At 59.3% G+C, this 17,081-nt stretch carries 18 protein-coding genes and 1 pseudogene; 10 read left to right on the top strand and 9 right to left on the bottom strand.

What is annotated here, in order from left to right; all coding sequences use genetic code 11:
• Nucleotides 1-4 precede the first annotated feature (4 nt).
• A complete protein-coding gene (hypD, locus tag HW450_RS04420) occupies nucleotides 5-1,138 on the bottom strand; it encodes a hydrogenase formation protein HypD (RefSeq protein ID WP_182386784.1) in 1,134 nt (377 codons plus the stop codon).
• Nucleotides 1,135-1,398: a HypC/HybG/HupF family hydrogenase formation chaperone gene (locus HW450_RS04415; RefSeq protein ID WP_182386783.1), complete on the bottom strand. Its 264-nt coding sequence runs from the start codon at nucleotides 1,396-1,398 to the stop codon at nucleotides 1,135-1,137. The genes hypD and HW450_RS04415 overlap by 4 nt, the downstream gene beginning before the upstream one ends.
• Nucleotides 1,399-1,470: 72 nt before the next feature.
• Between HW450_RS04415 and hypE the strand changes: the two genes are divergently transcribed.
• Nucleotides 1,471-2,574 (top strand): hydrogenase expression/formation protein HypE, encoded by a 1,104-nt coding sequence (gene hypE, locus HW450_RS04410; protein WP_182386782.1) that lies wholly within the window; start codon nucleotides 1,471-1,473, stop codon nucleotides 2,572-2,574.
• A 98-nt stretch (nucleotides 2,575-2,672) separates the two neighbouring features.
• On the top strand, nucleotides 2,673-2,975 hold the full coding sequence (locus tag HW450_RS04405; protein ID WP_182386781.1) for a hypothetical protein: 303 nt from the start codon (nucleotides 2,673-2,675) through the stop codon (nucleotides 2,973-2,975).
• A gap of 67 nt (nucleotides 2,976-3,042) precedes the next feature.
• Here HW450_RS04405 and hypF read toward each other — a convergent pair whose 3' ends face one another.
• Nucleotides 3,043-5,178, bottom strand: coding sequence for a carbamoyltransferase HypF (gene hypF, locus HW450_RS04400; protein WP_182386780.1), 2,136 nt, complete (start codon nucleotides 5,176-5,178; stop codon nucleotides 3,043-3,045).
• 25 nt (nucleotides 5,179-5,203) lie between these two features.
• On the opposite strand from hypF, the gene HW450_RS04395 reads away from it, so the two are divergent.
• The 6 genes from HW450_RS04395 (at nucleotide 5,204) to HW450_RS04370 (ending at nucleotide 11,308) form a co-directional block, all read left to right on the top strand.
• Nucleotides 5,204-5,536 (top strand): hydrogenase maturation nickel metallochaperone HypA, encoded by a 333-nt coding sequence (locus tag HW450_RS04395; protein ID WP_182386779.1) that lies wholly within the window; start codon nucleotides 5,204-5,206, stop codon nucleotides 5,534-5,536.
• A 3-nt stretch (nucleotides 5,537-5,539) separates the two neighbouring features.
• Nucleotides 5,540-6,358: a hydrogenase nickel incorporation protein HypB gene (gene hypB, locus HW450_RS04390; protein WP_182386778.1), complete on the top strand. Its 819-nt coding sequence runs from the start codon at nucleotides 5,540-5,542 to the stop codon at nucleotides 6,356-6,358.
• Between the two features lie 356 nt (nucleotides 6,359-6,714).
• Nucleotides 6,715-7,875: a hydrogenase small subunit gene (locus tag HW450_RS04385; protein WP_182386777.1), complete on the top strand. Its 1,161-nt coding sequence runs from the start codon at nucleotides 6,715-6,717 to the stop codon at nucleotides 7,873-7,875.
• Nucleotides 7,875-9,626 (top strand): nickel-dependent hydrogenase large subunit, encoded by a 1,752-nt coding sequence (locus tag HW450_RS04380; RefSeq protein ID WP_182386776.1) that lies wholly within the window; start codon nucleotides 7,875-7,877, stop codon nucleotides 9,624-9,626. Before HW450_RS04385 ends, HW450_RS04380 begins: the two co-directional genes overlap by 1 nt.
• Entirely contained in the window at nucleotides 9,623-10,792 is a 1,170-nt protein-coding gene (cybH, locus tag HW450_RS04375) for a Ni/Fe-hydrogenase, b-type cytochrome subunit (RefSeq protein ID WP_182386775.1), read from the top strand. The genes HW450_RS04380 and cybH overlap by 4 nt, the downstream gene beginning before the upstream one ends.
• Before the next feature lie 3 nt (nucleotides 10,793-10,795).
• Nucleotides 10,796-11,308 carry a HyaD/HybD family hydrogenase maturation endopeptidase gene (locus HW450_RS04370; protein ID WP_407926273.1) on the top strand — a complete coding sequence of 171 codons (513 nt, stop codon included), beginning with the start codon at nucleotides 10,796-10,798 and terminating at the stop codon, nucleotides 11,306-11,308.
• Here the strand turns inward: HW450_RS04370 and HW450_RS04365 are convergent.
• On the bottom strand, nucleotides 11,305-11,643 hold the full coding sequence (locus HW450_RS04365; RefSeq protein ID WP_182386774.1) for a hydrogenase maturation nickel metallochaperone HypA/HybF: 339 nt from the start codon (nucleotides 11,641-11,643) through the stop codon (nucleotides 11,305-11,307). The genes HW450_RS04370 and HW450_RS04365 overlap by 4 nt on opposite strands.
• Before the next feature lie 28 nt (nucleotides 11,644-11,671).
• Here HW450_RS04365 and HW450_RS04360 point away from each other — a divergent pair, with 28 nt between their 5' ends.
• On the top strand, nucleotides 11,672-12,805 hold the full coding sequence (locus tag HW450_RS04360) for a nickel-dependent hydrogenase large subunit (RefSeq protein ID WP_182386773.1): 1,134 nt from the start codon (nucleotides 11,672-11,674) through the stop codon (nucleotides 12,803-12,805).
• Nucleotides 12,806-12,815: 10 nt separating this feature from the next.
• Complete coding sequence (locus HW450_RS04355; protein WP_182386772.1) at nucleotides 12,816-13,082, top strand: HypC/HybG/HupF family hydrogenase formation chaperone; 267 nt, start codon at nucleotides 12,816-12,818, stop codon at nucleotides 13,080-13,082.
• Here the strand turns inward: HW450_RS04355 and HW450_RS04350 are convergent.
• The 5 genes and pseudogenes from HW450_RS04350 to HW450_RS04330 form a co-directional block, all read right to left on the bottom strand.
• Nucleotides 13,032-13,232: a hypothetical protein gene (locus HW450_RS04350; protein ID WP_182386771.1), complete on the bottom strand. Its 201-nt coding sequence runs from the start codon at nucleotides 13,230-13,232 to the stop codon at nucleotides 13,032-13,034. The genes HW450_RS04355 and HW450_RS04350 overlap by 51 nt on opposite strands.
• A gap of 10 nt (nucleotides 13,233-13,242) precedes the next feature.
• Nucleotides 13,243-14,064, bottom strand: a complete 822-nt coding sequence (locus HW450_RS04345; protein ID WP_232843332.1) for a carbohydrate ABC transporter permease — start codon at nucleotides 14,062-14,064, stop codon at nucleotides 13,243-13,245.
• Nucleotides 14,065-14,075: 11 nt separating this feature from the next.
• Nucleotides 14,076-14,993: pseudogene (locus HW450_RS04340) on the bottom strand (carbohydrate ABC transporter permease); the annotation flags it as partial.
• Nucleotides 14,994-15,020: 27 nt separating this feature from the next.
• Complete coding sequence (locus HW450_RS04335) at nucleotides 15,021-16,274, bottom strand: ABC transporter substrate-binding protein (protein WP_182386769.1); 1,254 nt, start codon at nucleotides 16,272-16,274, stop codon at nucleotides 15,021-15,023.
• Between the two features lie 133 nt (nucleotides 16,275-16,407).
• Nucleotides 16,408-17,064 (bottom strand): TIGR03089 family protein, encoded by a 657-nt coding sequence (locus HW450_RS04330; protein ID WP_182386768.1) that lies wholly within the window; start codon nucleotides 17,062-17,064, stop codon nucleotides 16,408-16,410.
• Between the last annotated feature and the right edge of the window lie 17 nt (nucleotides 17,065-17,081).

The raw sequence follows: 17,081 nt of genomic DNA, 5'->3' as shown, positions 1-17,081 counted from the left end.
CGCGTTAACTCTGCGCCAGCTGCGCCGTCTCCTGCCGATCCAACCGCCCGAAGTTGTAGTAGGCCGCGCAGGCGCCTTCGGGGGAGACCATGCAGGTGCCGATCGGGGTCTGCGGGGTGCAGGCGGTGCCGAACACCTTGCATTGCCACGGCTTGATGCGACCGGTGAGGACGGAGCCACACTCGCAGGCCTTTGGGTCCTCTACCCGGCGACCAGGCACGTTGAACTTCTTCTCCGCGTCCCACTTGGCGTATTCGGGGGCGATGCCCATGCCGGAGTTGTCGAGCCAGCCGAGGCCACGCCATTCGAAGGTGTCGCGAAGCACGAAGACGCGGTCGAGCAGCGCCTTAGCTGCTGGGTTGCCCTCGGCGCGGACGACGCGGGCGTACTGGTTGTCCACGCGCTTGGGCTCGTCGTGAGCGAACTGGGAGACGAGCATAGTTACGGCTTGCAACACGTCGAGAGGTTCGAAGCCAGCGACAGCGCATGGCATTCCGAACTCCTCCACCAGGAAGTCGAAGGCGTGGGTGCCGATGATCGTAGACACGTGACCTGGGCCGATAAACCCGTCGACCTTGGTCTCGCCACCGTTGACAATCGCACGCAGCGGTGGCTCGATGGTGACGTGGTTGGAGAAGACAGAAAAGTTAGAGATATCCCGGATTCGGGCAGCTTCCAAGGTGGCTGCTGTGGACGGGGCAGTGGTCTCGAAACCGACGGCGAAAAAGACGACCTCTTTGTCCGGGTTCTCCTCGGCGAGCTTCAGGGCGTCGAGAGGCGAATAGACGAAGCGGACGTCGCAGCCCTTGGCACGGGCCTGCATGAGGGATTCATCCGAACCAGGCACGCGCATCATGTCACCAAACGTCGTGAGAATGACGTTGGGCTGGTTAGCGAGCCAAATGGCGTCGTCAAGCCTGCCCATAGGGATGACGCAGACGGGGCAGCCGGGGCCGTGCACGAGCTCGACGTTTTCTGGCAGTAGATTTTCCAGGCCGTACCGGTAAATGGTGTGGGTATGGCCGCCACAGACTTCCATAAGTGAGATTGGCTTTTTGAGCAGTGCGGCGTCATGCTCCATGCGCTTCAGTAGGGCTTTAGCTGCCTCGGGATCGCGGAACTCGTCGACGAACTTCATATCGAGCTCTCCTTAAACGCGTCGAGTTCGTCCTCGAATGTGTTCGCGCCGAGCTGCTTAATCTGCTGCAACGTGAGTCGGGCTTCATCTTCGTCGATCTTGCTGAGGGCGAATCCGACGTGGACGAGCACCCAATCGCCGGTGGTCAGGGGCTCAGTCATGAGGTCAGTTGAGATCATGCGGGTCACGCCGCTGATCGATACCTTCGCGCGCGCAGGTTCTGGAACGTCCACTATCTGTGCTGGAACACCAAGACACATATGTTCTCCTTCGAATATGACTAAAGCTTACCAGCGCTACCATGGAATGAAATCACTAGCGAAGGAGCATTCGTGGACCCGAAGAACCGCCTCAATGAGGATGAGAGCCGCGTCAACCTCAACATCTCCAAGGTGCGCTCGCGACCGTTCCGCTTGTTGGAAGATCGCGTCACCCTGGCTCATGGCGCGGGCGGAAAGAGCTCCGCTGCCCTGGTGGAGCAGGTCTTTTTCGACGCCTACGGCAACGAACTCCTGGCGCAGGGGGGTGATTCCAGTGTGATCACCGCGTCCTCGCTGATCAAAGAACATGGGGCCGCTATCGCGATGTCGACGGACTCCTACGTGGTCAATCCCATTGAATTCCCGGGTGGCAATATTGGTGAGCTCGCGATCAACGGCACAGTTAATGACCTGGCCGTGGCGGGGGCCGTGCCGAAGCTGATATCGGTAGCTTTCATTCTGGAGGAAGGGCTGGAGTTCTCCGAGCTGCGGCGCATTGTGGTTGCGATGAAGGAAGCTGCTGACAAATCTGGGGTAGTGATCGCAACCGGCGACACGAAGGTGGTGCCGAAGGGAGCGGGCGACAAGGTCTACATCACCACCGCCGGTATTGGTGCGATACCTCAAGGTCGAACCACTGGATTTGATCAGGTCCAGGTAGGGGACCGAATCGTGGTCTCCGGCCCGATTGCCGACCACGGCATGGCAGTGATGATGGCTCGCGGTGATCTTGCCATTGAGGCCCCGATCGAATCCGATACGCGTGCAGTAAATGGCCTGGTTGAGGCCCTGTGTGGGGCAGCCGAGGTGCGCTGGATGCGCGATGCTACTCGAGGTGGCCTGGCTACCTCCATGAATGAGATGGCCCGGGCCACGGGATTGGCTGCTGTGCTGGAAGATACCAAGATTCCAGTACGAGACATGACCCGAGGTGCATGCGACATGCTGGGAATCGATCCGCTGTACGTGGCCAACGAGGGCACCTTTGCGGCAGTGGTGTCGGCTGAGACTGCGGACGCGGCAGTGGCTGCATTGCATGCAGCTGGGGCAGAAGGGGCGGCCGTCATCGGTCGTGTGGAAGCTACTCCAGAAGCCTCCGTTGTATTGGTTACCGGCTTCGGCGGGGCCCGGATGGTGGACATGTTGGTGGGAGACCCGCTGCCAAGGATTTGCTAAAAACTAGCCAGTTGACCTGCGTATTTTCATTAGCGCTTCCATTAAGGGCGTTTTCAATATAGACTCGTAATTGAAAACAACGAGGAGAGGAAAATGCCATGTCTTGCGTAACCCACGCACAGCACGACCACAAGCACGGCCCAGATTGTGGCCACACCGCCATTCAGCACGGCGACCACACCGACTACGCTCACGACGGTCACCTCCACCGCGAGCATGACGGCCACTGGGACGAATGCGTCCCAGCTGAGGGCTGCCACGCTCACGAGGGGCACGACCACGAGCACGGCCCAGGTTGCGGCCACGAAGCTGTCCAGCACGGTGACCACATCGACTACATCCACGACGGTCACCTGCACCATAAGCACGAAGACCACTGGGATGACTGCGTCCCGGCTTAAAGACCGTAAGTAAAATTCGACATTTTTCCCCGGAAGAAGCCTCTTTCAGGGCGAAAGATGTCGAATTTTACTTACTCATCCAGAGTCTTCCCGCTAGCGCCTGCCCCAAGGACAATCCACCATCGTTGGCAGGCGCTGATTCATGCTCGAGGACTTCTAAATCAGTCAGCTCTGCGCACAAAAACTTCATAAGCAGGCGGTTTAACGCGCATCCGCCCGAAACGCCCACGACTGGAATGCCGGTTTGGCGGAGTGAATGAGCCAACAAAACGGCACATCCGTGATGGAACCGCATGGCCCGGTCTGGAACAGGGACCGAAGCGTCCAATACCTCCAGCAGCAATTCCCGCCAAGACCCAGCTGTGGATCGCAACGAACCGGCAGCTACTCGCTCCAACTCCATCGCCGCTTGGGCCTCATAGGTCTGCTCTACGCAGACGCCGAGTATGGCGGAGACTGCATCGAAAAGTCTGCCTAGTGAGGACGTCTGCGTGAGGCCAACTCCGCGTGAAAGCTGCAAAGAAACCTGCGCAGCCTCAGCGTGAGAATAACTAAACGGAAGATCCCAGGCGTGGGCCAGGCCGAGGGCTAGTCGCCACGGTTGGCGCACCGCGCGGTCGCCACCGACGATCGGGAAGCAGGGCACATGCCAGGCGCGTTCAAAGGTGCACAAATCTGGAGACAACACCAGCACCTCGCCACCCCATATCGTGCCATCGGTGCCGTAACCAGTGCCGTCGATGGTCAGGCATGCGAAGGGGCCCTCGAAGCGCCCATGTGAAGCAAGAAGCGACAGCGCGTGGGCGTAGTGGTGTTGAACTGGGAGAATATCGTAGCCGGAGCGCTCAGCCCACGCCGTGGTGGCATAGTTGGGGTGCATATCACAAACAACGAGTGTTGGTTCGCAGCGCTGCATGGTAAGCATCTGCGCCACGGAGCGGTCGAAAGCCTGCTGACTGGCCAGTGACCCCATGTCCCCGATATGGGCCGAAATGTGCGCCACATTTTCGTGTGCCAGGCAGAAGGTGTTTTTCAGTTCGCCCCCCACAGCCAGCACCGTCCCGGAACCGGGGAGTTGGAAGGGGAGCGGAGCGTACCCGCGGGAGCGTCGGACCGGCATGGACTCCAGAAACACCGAATCCTCCACGGGCACATGGATGTCCCGGTCATGCAGGAGGAAATAGTCCGCAAAGGCGTCTAGGCGAGACAGTGCATCGTCGTTGGTGAAGCACAATGGCTCACCTGAGAGGTTTCCAGAGGTAGCGACCAATGGGCGATCCACCAGCAACGTGTGCAGTGGCGTGTAGGGGAGCATGATGCCAACGTCGCTCAGTCCCGGCGCTACCGAGGGTGCTAGGTCATATGTGGCAGACATCGGCGCTATCACGATGGGGTGCGCGGGAGATTCCAGCAGGGCCTGCTGCTCAGGGGAAAGCACCGCAATACCGGGGGAAGGGGTCATGACGGCGAAAGGTTTACCAGGGCGCTGCTTGCGTCGGCGCAGCTCAGCCACAGAGTGTTCGTTCCGCGCGTTGCAGAGCAGGTGGAAGCCACCGAGCCCTTTCACCGCCAGAATCGCGCCTTCGCCCAGCAATTCCTGGGCTTTGGTAATAGGGTCATCGCAGGGTATCCCCTCGATCCACAGAGTTGGCCCGCAATCAGGGCACGAGATCGGCTGCGCGTGGTAGCGACGATCTGTGATGTCCGTGTATTCCCGCTCGCAGGAAGGGCACATCGGGAATTTCTTCATCGTGGTCAGGGGACGATCGTAAGGCAGATCCTCAATGATTGTCAGCCGCGGCCCGCAGTTGGTGCAGGTAGTAAACGGGTAGCGGTACCTGCGGTTTGTCGGATCGGCCATATCCGCTAAACAATCGGGGCAGGTGGCAACATCAGGTGGGATTAGGGTGCGAGCCCCCGCAATATGCTCGGAGGATACGATTCGGAAGGACTGTTCGTCGACAAGCGGCAGGGCAGTGACAGAGCGTGAAACGACGTGTGCGAGCGGCGGGAGCGTCGCGAGGAGCTCGGAAAGGAACGCATCCAGCACTTCCTCCTGGCCCTGCGCCTCGATGAAGACTTTGCGGTCGTCGTTACCGCACAGGCCAGTGATGGGGAAGCGGCCTGCTACCTGCGCCACATGCGGGCGAAACCCCACGCCTTGAACCACTCCGTAAAGGTGGATCCGCCACCGAACACTCATAATCTTTAAGCCTAGACTGGAAGCCATGCATGAAGTTGCACTGAGCACTCAACTCGCCCGCGCTGTTACCCGCGCCGCCGGCGACGCGAAGGTGCTGCAGGTACGGCTCAGTATCGGTGCGTTGCGGCAGGTCGTCCCGGAAACTCTCGACTATGCCTGGGGCTTCGTCGTCAAAGACACGCCGCTTGCCGACGCCGAACTCGACATACACTGGGTGCCACTACAGATCACATGCAGCGCAGGCCACGTGTCTGAGCCGCAAGAACTCGACTTTACCTGCCCAATATGTGGAGAAACCGCTGCCGTGACCGGTGGCAACGAGTTCACCATTATCGACATCGAAGTAATAAGGAGCTAAACCATGGGGCGTTTCCACCGCCACGACGACGGCACCGTACACAGCCACGACCACGACCATGAGCACCACACGCACGACCACGACCACGGTGGCCACGTGCACCTCGACGACATCGACCCAGCAACCAACGAACACGGCGACCACTCCGGATACGACACCGGCCGGGAACGCATCGCGGTGCTGGAAGACATCTTTGCAGAAAATGATCACCGGGCGGCGCACAATCGTGAGGCCTTTGACGAACACGGGGTGCACTGCATCAACCTGATGAGCGCGCCGGGGTCGGGCAAGACATCAGTGCTGCAAAAGACCCTCGCTCACCTGCAGGGTAAGGTGCGCGTGGGAATCATTGAGGGAGATATCGAGACCTCTATCGACTCCGATCGTCTGGAAGGGTACGGGGCCCAGATTTCCCTGCTGAATACCGGTAACGGCTTCGGGGGCGAATGCCACCTGGATGCCCCGATGGTGGCGAAGGCGCTCCAGGGGCTCGACCTGTCCAAACTGGATCTGGTGCTGATCGAAAACGTCGGTAACCTGGTGTGTCCTGCGGAGTTCGAGGTGGGTGAGCATCGCAAGGCGATGGTTTACTCCGTGACCGAGGGGGAGGACAAGCCGCTGAAATACCCGGTGATGTTCCGCTCAGTCCAGGCGGTGGTGATCAACAAGGTTGACCTGATGCCATACCTGGACTTTGACATGGATCTGTTTAAAGCAAACCTGGAACAGGTCAATCCAGGCGTCGAAGTGTTTGAAGTGTCCGCGAAAACGGGCGCGGGGTTGGATGAGTGGTTCGAGTGGGTGTTGGCCCCGAAAGGGTGAGGCTAACCCGTCACTACTGAAAAGTGTGACGAAGATTTCGTTTTTAGGGGAGGCTCGCGCTACGTTCAGGTAGGCAAGCCTCCCCTTATTATTGCCAAAGAGATGGTTTATGCAGTTCAAAGCTGGTTTTCAATAGGTTTCGAATACGTTTTGGATCTCGGGTTTTTCGCTCCTGTGCCAGTGTGGGTGGGGCGGGGTGTCCCAAAAGTAAATGTTCAACAATGTTGGTTTGATTCACTGGTCATATCCACTGCACTTTTCCGGTGTTAGTTGATACCGTTCACCCTAGAGATGTCTTTAGGCATTGGTGTTTAAGTATGCCTTGAGTCGCTAAGTAAAGAAATGGGGCTCACCAAATGAATTTTGGTACGAACTGGCAGGGTGAAACCCTCGCTGAGAACCTGGAACTCCGCGGTGTACCGCGTCGAGACTTCCTCAAGATGTGTGGCGGACTGGCAGGGGTGTTCGCAGTGGGGTCACCACTAGCGCAGATGCCAGAAGCTGCAGCAGAAGAAATTGCAAACAAGCTGGGCGCAGTGAAGAAGCCGAACGTCGTATGGCTCCAGCTGCAGGAATGCACTGGCTGTATGGAATCCACCATCCGCTCGGGCGGTGCCACGGTGGAACAGCTGGTACTCGAACTGCTCTCCGTTAACTACAACGACCTCGTCATGGCAGCGTCTGGCACTGGCGCCGAGAAAGCCCTGGAGGACACCAACCGGGAACCACACATCCTGGTGGTCAACGGTTCCGTACCGCTGAAAGACGACGGAATCTATTGCACCATCGGTGGTAAATCAGTCGAACAGGTGCTGAAGGAAGCCGCCGAAAACGCCACTGTCGTGCTCGCCGTCGGCGCATGCGCCGTCTACGGCTCCGTCCAGGCAGCCAAGCCCAACCCAACCGGCGCTGTAGGCGTAGACGAGATCATCAAGGACAAACCCGTTATCAACGTCTCCGGGTGCCCACCAATCGGCGAAGTGATCACCGCGTCACTGACCTACATTCTTACCCACGGCGAAGCCCCAGAGGTCGACGCCGAAGGCCGACCACTGTTCGCCTACGACCAGCGCATCCACGATTCCTGCCCGCGCCGTGCCCACTTCGACGCTGGCCAGTTCGTCTGCGCCTTCGACGACGAAGGCGCCCGGAATGGCTGGTGCCTCTACGAAGTCGGCTGCAAGGGCCCATCCACCTTCAGCCCCTGCCCCATCGTGCAGTGGAACTTGAAGTCTGGCTGGCCAATCGGCGCAGGACACCCCTGCATCGGTTGCACGGAGAAGGACTTCTTTGACAAGTTCACGCCGTTCTACAAAGAACTGCCACATGTTAAGGGCTTTGGCATTGAGGAACCAGTGGAGAAGATCGGCCTGGGCCTTATCGGCGCTGCTGCCGTCGGTACCGCTATCCACGGTGGCCTGACCCTGTTCAAGTCCATCCCCGTTCGTGATTCCTCCAAGGACAACGAGACTCTTGCTGCATTTGGCGACGCCCCAGTCGCAGGAAAGGAAAGCTAATGGCTACTGAACGCGTTGTCATTGACCCGCTGACCCGTATTGAGGGCCACCTGCGACTCGAGTTGGAGAGCAACGGTGGAAAGATCGACAAGGCCTGGGCAGAAACCACCCAGTTCCGTGGCATCGAAACCATCGTGAAGGATCGCGACCCGCGCGACGTATGGGCCTTCGTTGGCCGTATCTGCGGCGTCTGCACCGGCGTTCACTCCGTCGCATCGGTTGCCGCGGTGGAGGACGCCATTGGGTCCCACCCACCAAAGCAAGGACAGATGATTCGCCAGCTGGTGCTCGGCTCCCACGGTATTCACGACCACGTGGTGCACTTCTACCACCTCCACGCGCTGGACTGGGTGAACGTCGTATCCGCTGCTGAGGCTGATCCGGAAAAGACCGTAGAGTTTGCCAAATCCATTGGATCGACATGGAAGCTGAACACTGAGGCCAAGTTCGCCAAGGTGAAGAAGACCCTGCAGGACGTCCTGGCTTCGGGCCAGCTGTCGATCTTCACCAACGGCTACTGGGATCACCCGGACTACCGGCTTCCCGCAGAGGCGAACCTCATGGCGGTGTCGCACTACCTGGATGCCCTGGAGTTCCAGCGTTCCATCATCCGGATCTCCACCGTCTTTGGTGGTAAGAACCCGCACCCGAACTTCCTGGTCGGCGGCATGGCCTGTTCGATCGACCCGGATAAGTCCGAAACCGTTAACGAGATTTCCCTCAACAACATCCGCGAATGGGTTCGGGAAATCGACGAGTTCGTCAATGAGTGTTACGTCCCGGATGCCCTCGCCATCATGAGCGTGTACAAGGACTACTTCGATATCGGAAAGTCCTCGGACAGCATGATGGCCGTCGGCATGCAAGGCACGGTGTATGCCGGCGCTGTGAAGAACGGTCGCCCGGCCTCCACGCCAAACAAGAACGTCAAACCAGGCATCTTCCTCGATGGCGATTTCCGCACTGTGCACCCATTCGACGAGTCCAAGATCGAAGAGTTCGTCTCCTCTGCCTGGTACTCCTACGAAGAAGGCGACGACGCCGGCCTGCACCCATCGGTGGGCGAGACCACCGTGAACTACACCGGACCGAAGCCACCGTACGAATGGCTCGCAGACGATCCGAAGTACACGTGGTCCAAGGCGCCTCGCTACGACGGTCGCCCCATGCAAATGGGCCCAGTCGCCCGCGTGCTGTTGGCTTACGCGCAAAACGAGCCGAAAACCAAGCAGCTGCTTGACGACGCCATGTTCAAGCTGGGCATCTCGCTGGAGCAGATGAACTCGACCGCTGGTCGCACGCTGGCTCGCGCCATCGAAGCGGCAACAAACGCCGATCAGATGATCAACCAGCTGCTGCCGGAATTCATTGACGGTATCAGCAATGGCGACATCGATGTCTTTGACTCCACCAAGTGGGAGCCGAGCTCCTGGCCAAAGGAATGCTCCGGCTACGCCTTCGTCGAGGTTGCCCGCGGCTGCCTGAGCCACTGGGTCACCATCGAGGACGAGAAAGTCACTCGCTATCAGGCCGTAGTCCCCACCACGTGGCTGGCTTCGGGCCGTGACCCGAAGGGTGATCTCGGGCCTTACGAAGAAGCTCTCTCCGGCGACGGCAAGCACCCACTGGTGGATCCTGAGCAGCCGCTGGAGCCAATGCGCACGATCCACTCCTTCGACCCATGCATGGCCTGTGCCGTCCACGTCCTGGACCCAGAAGGCAAACCATTATTCCAGGTGATGACCTCATGACTGCCTCAGTAAGAGCAACAAAGCGAGACATCCGCATCGCCCAGGTCTACTCTGCGGGTAAGTACACCCCGGAGGAGATTCTGCGGTTTGCTGCCGCAGCCCCGTCGGGAACCACGGACCCCGTCGAACAGGCGCTGCAGCGGGAAGCCGGCACGGTGGTAGCCACCGAGTATGTTCCGGTGAATCCGGACAGCAAGTATTCGCTGGCGAGCATCGAACAGGGGGCGCGGAAGCAGCTGGTCATGCGGGGTGAGACCAACACGGTGCTCGAAAAGGCTTCGATGGAACGCACTGCGAAGCGTGACTTCGTGGACAACTTTGAGGCTGCCCGCATTCTCGGTCACCGCATCCTCACGGTTGCGGTAGCGGACGTTGATGAGGTGGGGCAGAAGTCCCAGTACTATGTGGAAGGCTTCATTTCGTTCGGCATTGACAAGCCGGAAGAGCACGGGCACGAAGGCAACAACCAGTGGGTGCGCGTACAACTGTGGTCTAGGTCGTTGCGCTTCCAACACTGGGCCAACGTGTTCCTCATCATCCTGATGAGCTTGACCGGCTATTACATCATGGATCCGTTCTTCGGCGGGCAGCCCACCAACCCCGGTGAGGTCGGCTACCTGATGGGGTATATCCGTTTCGCGCACTTCCTCGCAGGTTTCGCCTGGATAGCGATGGGCGTGTGGCGCCTGAGTTTGTGGCTGTTTTCCCGGCAACGGCAGCTTCGCTGGCGCTCCCTGTGGCCATTCGACTCCAAACGTGACGTCGATGGGCTGTGGGACACCATCTTGTATTACGTGTTTGCGAAGAAGGAACACCCAACTTACCTGGCGCACAACCCGCTGCAGCAGCTCGCATACACCGCGATCTACATCCTGTGCATTGTCCAGCTTCTGACGGGCTTGGCGCTGTTCGGGTTGTATGAGCAGACGAGCTGGTTCTGGGTAATTTTCAGCTACCCAGTGCACTGGTTGGGCATTCCGTTCGTACGAGTGATTCACGCGGCGCTGATGTTCATCCTGTGGGCCTTCGTGGTGATCCACGTGTACCTTGCCGTGCGCGCGGATAATCAGGAAACCCTGGGTGGCGTGTCCTCCATGATTAACGGTGGCGTGTGGGTCCGTAAGGGAACTGTGCCTCGCGACGCACACCGGATCGGTGAGGTCTAGCCCGTGGCGAAAGTGACCGTCATCGGCATCGGCAACCCGATCATGACAGACGACGCAGTGGGCCTGGCTATTCTGCGTCGTCTGCAGGGCGGGTCCGACGACGAGTTGGCCTGGGTCCCCTCCCGGCACCAAGCCCCAAGCAGCCCCGTTGACGACGATGTCGAGTACATCGACGGCGGCACCTCTGGCATGGAACTGCTGCCCCTGATTCAAGACGCCCAGGACCTGCTAATCCTGGACGCCCTCGCTGGACCTGGCGCCCCCGGATCAGTGGTGACGTTGGTGGGGGATCAGATTCCTCGGCTGCTCAACTCGAAGTTGTCGCCGCACCAGGTGGGGCTGTTGGATCTGTTGTCTGCTGCGCGACTTCTCGGCAGGGAGCCGGAACGCGTTGGTGTGGTGGGCATCGTGGTGCAGGACACCGACCTGAACGTAGGGATGACTCCCGAAGTCAAGGCCGCGATCCCCGAGGCTGTGGTGGCCGCGCGCGCTCAGGTGCAGGAGTGGCTCGGTTAGGTTTCCACATCCACGAACGCGACTTCAAACTCCCGGCCGTGCCGTAAATCGGCGGTCGGGGTGCCACAGACGGGGCAGGTGAGGGCGAAAAATTCGTCAATCGGTTGCTCCGTTTCGCATGCTGGGCAATATACGGTTGCCGGAATCATCTCAATCTGCAGCGTGGCATCGGCGCAGGCGGTGCCGGCGATGGCGATGGGCCATGAGGAGTGTAGCGCCTCCTCGATTACCCCGCTACGCATCCCCACTCGCAGACCGACGCTCCGGATCTCACGCCCCGCAGCAGCCTCGGTTACGGTGGAGACAACGCCCGTCAAAATACCAAGTTCATGCATAAGTTCCATTATTGCTAGGAGTGAGCTCTTGAGCACAACGACATTGCAGCTCGACCACTTTGTCGATCCTTTCGAAGCTCGCGTGGTCTACCAAAAGGACGACTCAGGGGCCATCGTTGACGCGCGGTTTGACCTCTCTGGCCTGCCACGATTGGACCCGATGCTAGTGGGCAAACCGGTTGACACCGTTCCGGACGTCGTGAAGCGCCTGTGCGGCATTTGCCCGGTGACGCACCACCTCGCTGGTGTTCGCGCGCTCGATGCGTTGTACGGTGCCGACGTGCCAGAGACCGCCCGGCTCGTCCGTGACCTGCTTAATTGTGGCTCCATTCTGGATGCCGTTGCGCCGAAGCTGTTCGCTACGCACCGGGACCTCGCGGTGTCGCTGAAGAAGGCCGGCAAACTCGCGATGTCCGCAGCGGGGTGCGCCGGGCATTTCCCCGATGTTGCCGTGCCAGGAGGAGTGCGCGCCCCCGCCGACACGCAGCTCTGTGCAGAAACGCGCGCCACGCTGCCCGCGCTTATCGACGCCATAGGCACCCTTCCCGAAGACCCCGACTGGGAGGACACCTTCACGGGTATCAGTCTGGCACTGATATCCGGGGAGAATCTCGCGGCCCTCGGCAACACCGTCGTCACCAGCGAAGGACAGCGATTTACCGCCACGGAATTCGCCGCTGCTGTGGTAGAGACCAATCCTGGTCAGCCAGCGCCCCGGCCCGAGCTTGCCGGTCGGCGTTACCGAGTGGGGCCGGTGGCCCAGGCGCATGTACTTGGTCAGGGGCTCGGCACGCACAGTGCTCTCAAAGCGATGCTGCTGCGCGTCGTTCACGAGATTGAGCAGATCGTGGTTCACCCTGCCACGTGCGCCGGTGACATCCGCGCAGAAGGCAGGCTGCGCGCAGGTGTTGGGGTAGGCCTGGCCGAAGGGCCCCGCGGCTTGCTGGTTCACCGCTACGAGGCAGATGAGCAAGGACGGGTGACCGAGTGCCAAATCCTCACTCCCACTGCACAAAACGAATGGTGGCTGGCCCAAATGTTGCAAGAGTCCCTTATTGCGGAGCGGCCCCTGGAACAGTCCATCCGCACAGCCGACCCGTGCCTGCCGATCACCCAAGCACCGGAAGGAGCGATGGGCATCACCGTCGCTGAACAGGATTAGGATAGAAGCTATGTGTCTAGGTATTCCGGCTAAGATCACCCACCTGGAGCTGGGCCTCATGCCTACCGCCACCATCGATGTTGCGGGGCAGATCCGGCAATGCTGTACCGCGTATGTACCCGAGGCGCAGGTGGGGGACTATGTGCTCATCCAAAATGGCTTTGCCATGAGCGTGCTTTCCGAAGAAGACGCCCTGGCTTCCCTGGAAGCGATCCAGGAGCACCACCTACTTCCGGCCACGACGCCAGACAACGACGGTAGTAATCACCAACACTAGCGCCAGCACCGCCGGCCACATTTGCGGTTCGGGCTGCACCACGTTGATCGCAGCCTGGATCACTGACATGAAGGCCAAAAAGCTCAAGAAACCCACGAGTGCCTGATGGCGCAGTTGCTCGCGGGTGTCGTTCTTTCGGTCGTCGCTCATGACGTACAGCTTAGGCCTTCACGCCACCAGCGGTCAGGCCCGCAACAATACGGCGCTGGAAAATCAGCACCATAATCACCAGCGGGATGGTCACCAGCGCACCAGCGGCCATGATTGAGGCATAAGGGTACTCGAAGGAGTTCGGGCCCGAGAAACGGGCAATAGCCACCGTTACCGGCTCCGTTGCATTGGTAGACAGCTGCTGGGCGATCATGAATTCGTTCCACGTGGCGATGAACGCGAGGATGGCCGTCGTAAAGAGCGCCGGCGCTGCAAGAGGCAGCAGCACCAGACGGAAAGCCTGGCCGCGCGTCGCACCGTCCACGCGGGCCGCTTCCTCCAACTCCCACGGCAGCTGGCGGAAGAAACTCACCAACGTGTAGATCGTCAGCGGCAGGGCGAAGGAAATATTCGGAATGATCAGCGCGCGATACGTACCGATCCACTCCAAGTTGCCGAACAGCTGGAACAACGGAGTCACCAGCGCAATGCCCGGGAACATAGACGCCGCCAACACAATGCCCGTGACAAACCCCTTGCCCTTAAACTCCAGGCGGGCCAATGCATATGCAGTAAACACACCTACTGCCACTGCCAACAGCGTGGTAACAAAGCCGACAAGCAAGGAATTACCGATCGCGCCCAGGAAATCATTGCCCTTGTCCGTCGCGAGCGCTTCCTTGAAATTGTTCAGCGTGACGTGGGTTGGCCATGGGGTGGTGTCGAAGGTGTAGCGCTTATCGCGAAACGCTGTGACCACCATCCAATAAAACGGCGCCAATCCCCACACCAAAATGAGGACTACTTCCAGGTAGTTACGTGCAGTTTTCACGGCTACTTGCCCTCCTTGGTCGACACATCAGCGCCGAGGAATCGGATCATCACGAAGGCGACGAAGAAAATGAGCAGGAAGATCAGGGTCGACAGTGCCGACGCCGAGTTGAAGTGACCCTGGCGCATATCCTCCACAACCAACTGCGAGATCGTCGCGGTAGGGGAGTTGGAGGACGAGGAAATCAAAATCACTGGCAGGTCGTACATGCGCAGGGCGTCCAGGGTACGGAACAGCACCGCCACCATCAGCGCCGGTTTAATCAGTGGCAGGGTGATCTTGGTGAAAATCTGCCATGCGTTGGCGCCGTCCACCTTGGCTGCCTCGTACACATCCTTTGAGATCATCTGCAGACCAGCCAGAATCAACAGCGCCATGAACGGCGTCGTCTTCCACACATCCGCGATGATGACGGCGAACCGCGCCGCCCACGGATCCGTAGTCCATCCGACCGAGGTGCCCAGCAGCGAATTAGCAATGCCGTGATCAGCGAAAATAAACTGCCACAGCTTTGCCGTCACCGCGGTCGGGATCGCCCACGGAATCAGCACAGCGGCGCGCAGCAGGCCACGCCCCTTGAACTCGCGGTTCATCACGATTGCCATCCACGTCCCCAGGACGGTTTCTAGCAACACTGTGACCACTGCGAAGAAAAGTGTGATCCGCACCGCCGGCCAAAAGTCGGTGGAGATGACACCTGGGGGACAGGTGCCAATCTCACCGGACGATGTCATGCATCGCTGGGTGAGCCAATACATGTAGTGCTGCAGCCCAGCGAAGCCACCTTGCACGAACACACCTGTGTCCGGGTCAAGGTGCTTGTCTGCCTGGAAGGAAAGCCATATCGCGCGGAGAATCGGGTAGCCGATCACCACCGCGAGCACGGTGAGTGCCGGAGCAATCAGCGCATACGCTGATTTGTGCTTCATATGAGTTGTCCTTCCAGGATCCAGTGGTTACTTAGCGGCGTTCTCGATAGCGGCCTTCATGTCCTTGGTAGCATCGTCGACGCTCTTACCTGCCGTCAGTGCAGCGTAGGAGTTGTCCTGGATGGCCTTGGAAATAGCAGGGTAGAACGGGGATACCGGACGTGGAGATGCGTTTTCCAGAGACTGCTTCAGTGCTGGCAGGTACGGGTACTTTTCTACCAGGGCAGCGTCATCGTAGATGGAGGCCAGCACTGGTGGGAAGGAGTTGTCCGCGAAGGACTTCTGGTTTTCCTCGTTGATCACGAACTCGATGAAGTCACGGGCGGTTGCCTTGTGCTTGGAGTTGATGTTGATGCCGTTGTTGTAGCCGCCGAGGGTGGATACGCCCACGCCGTCCTTGCCGACGAGTGGCTGGACCTCAAACTTGCCGTTCACCTCAGACTCCTGGGAGTTGGAGAACATGTAAGGCCAGTTGATAGCGAACGCGGTCTTGCCTTCGGTGAAGGCCAGGTTCGTCTCTTCCTCGGTGGCGGAGATGGAAGCCTTGGAGATGGTGCCGTCGGCGTAGGCGTCGACAAGCGCCTGCAGACCGGCCTTGGACTCAGCGGAATCTACTGCTGGGGTCTTGCCGTCGTCCTTGAGGACCTTGCCGCCCCAGCCTTCCATGAAGCCAACGGTGTTCACAGTTAGTCCTTCGTACTGCTTGAGCTGCAGGGTCAGACAGTCCTGCTCCTTGACCTGTTCGCAGGCCTTCTTCAGATCGTCGAAGGTCTTTGGTGCTTCTGGGGCGAGTTCGGTGTTACGGAAGAGCAACTGGCCGTTGGTGTTCTGTGGCACCGCGTACAGCTTCTTATTGTAGGTAGCGGACTCGACGGTGGACTCGAGCAGCTTAGAGGTGTCAACCTTCAGGTCGCCCTCCAGTGGAGCGAGCCACTGGTTTGCTGCGAAGTCTGCGGTCCAGATGACGTCCAGAGCCATGACGTCGTAGTCAGAGTTACCTGCCTGCAGAGACTGCACCAAGGTATCGCGCTGTGCGTCGGCTTCACCAGCCAGCTCTTTCAGCTCAACCTTTTCGTCAGGGTGCTCGGCATTCCACTTTTCGATCACAGGCTTGATCTTGTCAGTATCATTCTTGCCCATTGCGAAGGTGATAGGGCCACGAGCGGTGTTGGACTCAGAGTTGGAGCCGGCCTTGTCATCAGCGGAAGAACAGCCGGTCACCAGTGCCGAAGTGATACCAGCAACAGCAAGCACCGCGGCGGTGCGACGAGTGATATTCATGCGGTTATAACCTTTCTCGGTGGAGTATCACAATCAAATGTAGCCTTAAGTGGAGTGTTTCCCACATGTTTTACAGCAAAATATTGTGCTTTCTTCGAAACGGCTACCACGAAAGTGGGAGTGCGCGCACGTGTTATCCGCGCTTGGTTACACGCTCTGTCGTGGCAATTTTCTCTAACCGTTCAGTGGACACAGGGCCGGTAACAATCACAGCGCTACCCCCGTGTGCCAGGGGAGCCAGTGCGGCAGCGACGAAGCTATCCCAGTCCTCCCAACCAGTGGACAGGACCCTTTCCCCAGCAGAAAAAGTCGGGGCGTGTTCGGGAAGACAGTCGGCGAGGGCGGGGGTGTCTGGGAAAAACTGATCTCCGTAGAAACGAACCGTTGGGCCGAAGTCGACAGTTCCGTCAGGAAGCGCCGCGCCGATCTCCGCAACACCACGGCCGAAAGGATCATCGGTGACAACCGCGACGTCGGAGTAGTCCGTGAAGTTTTCTCGGTCGAGGCCACAAAACAAGACATCTGCGGGGGCGTCGGTGAAATGAACGGTCACGCCCGCCGCCAATGCGCCGAGCGAAATGACCGCAGCCTGCCAGCAGGGCGGCAGATCGATGGCGATACTTGCCCCAGGTTCCAGATCGAACTCCTCCAACAACATGTTGCCGACCTTCGCAGCCCAGTTATCCAAGGTGACGGCGGAGAAATCGAGGCGGGAACCCGTGGATTCGTTATAAAACGTCAGGCGAGGGGCAGCGGGGTCTGCGTCCAAGATGGTGCGGAGGAGTTGCATGGCTCCCAGCGTAGAGA

It is taken from the genome of Corynebacterium hindlerae, assembly GCF_014117265.1.
GTDB classification, from domain to species: Bacteria; Actinomycetota; Actinomycetes; order Mycobacteriales; family Mycobacteriaceae; genus Corynebacterium; species Corynebacterium hindlerae.
Note: the sequence above shows the minus strand (reverse complement) of the source record. Positions and strands in the feature narration are given on the sequence as shown.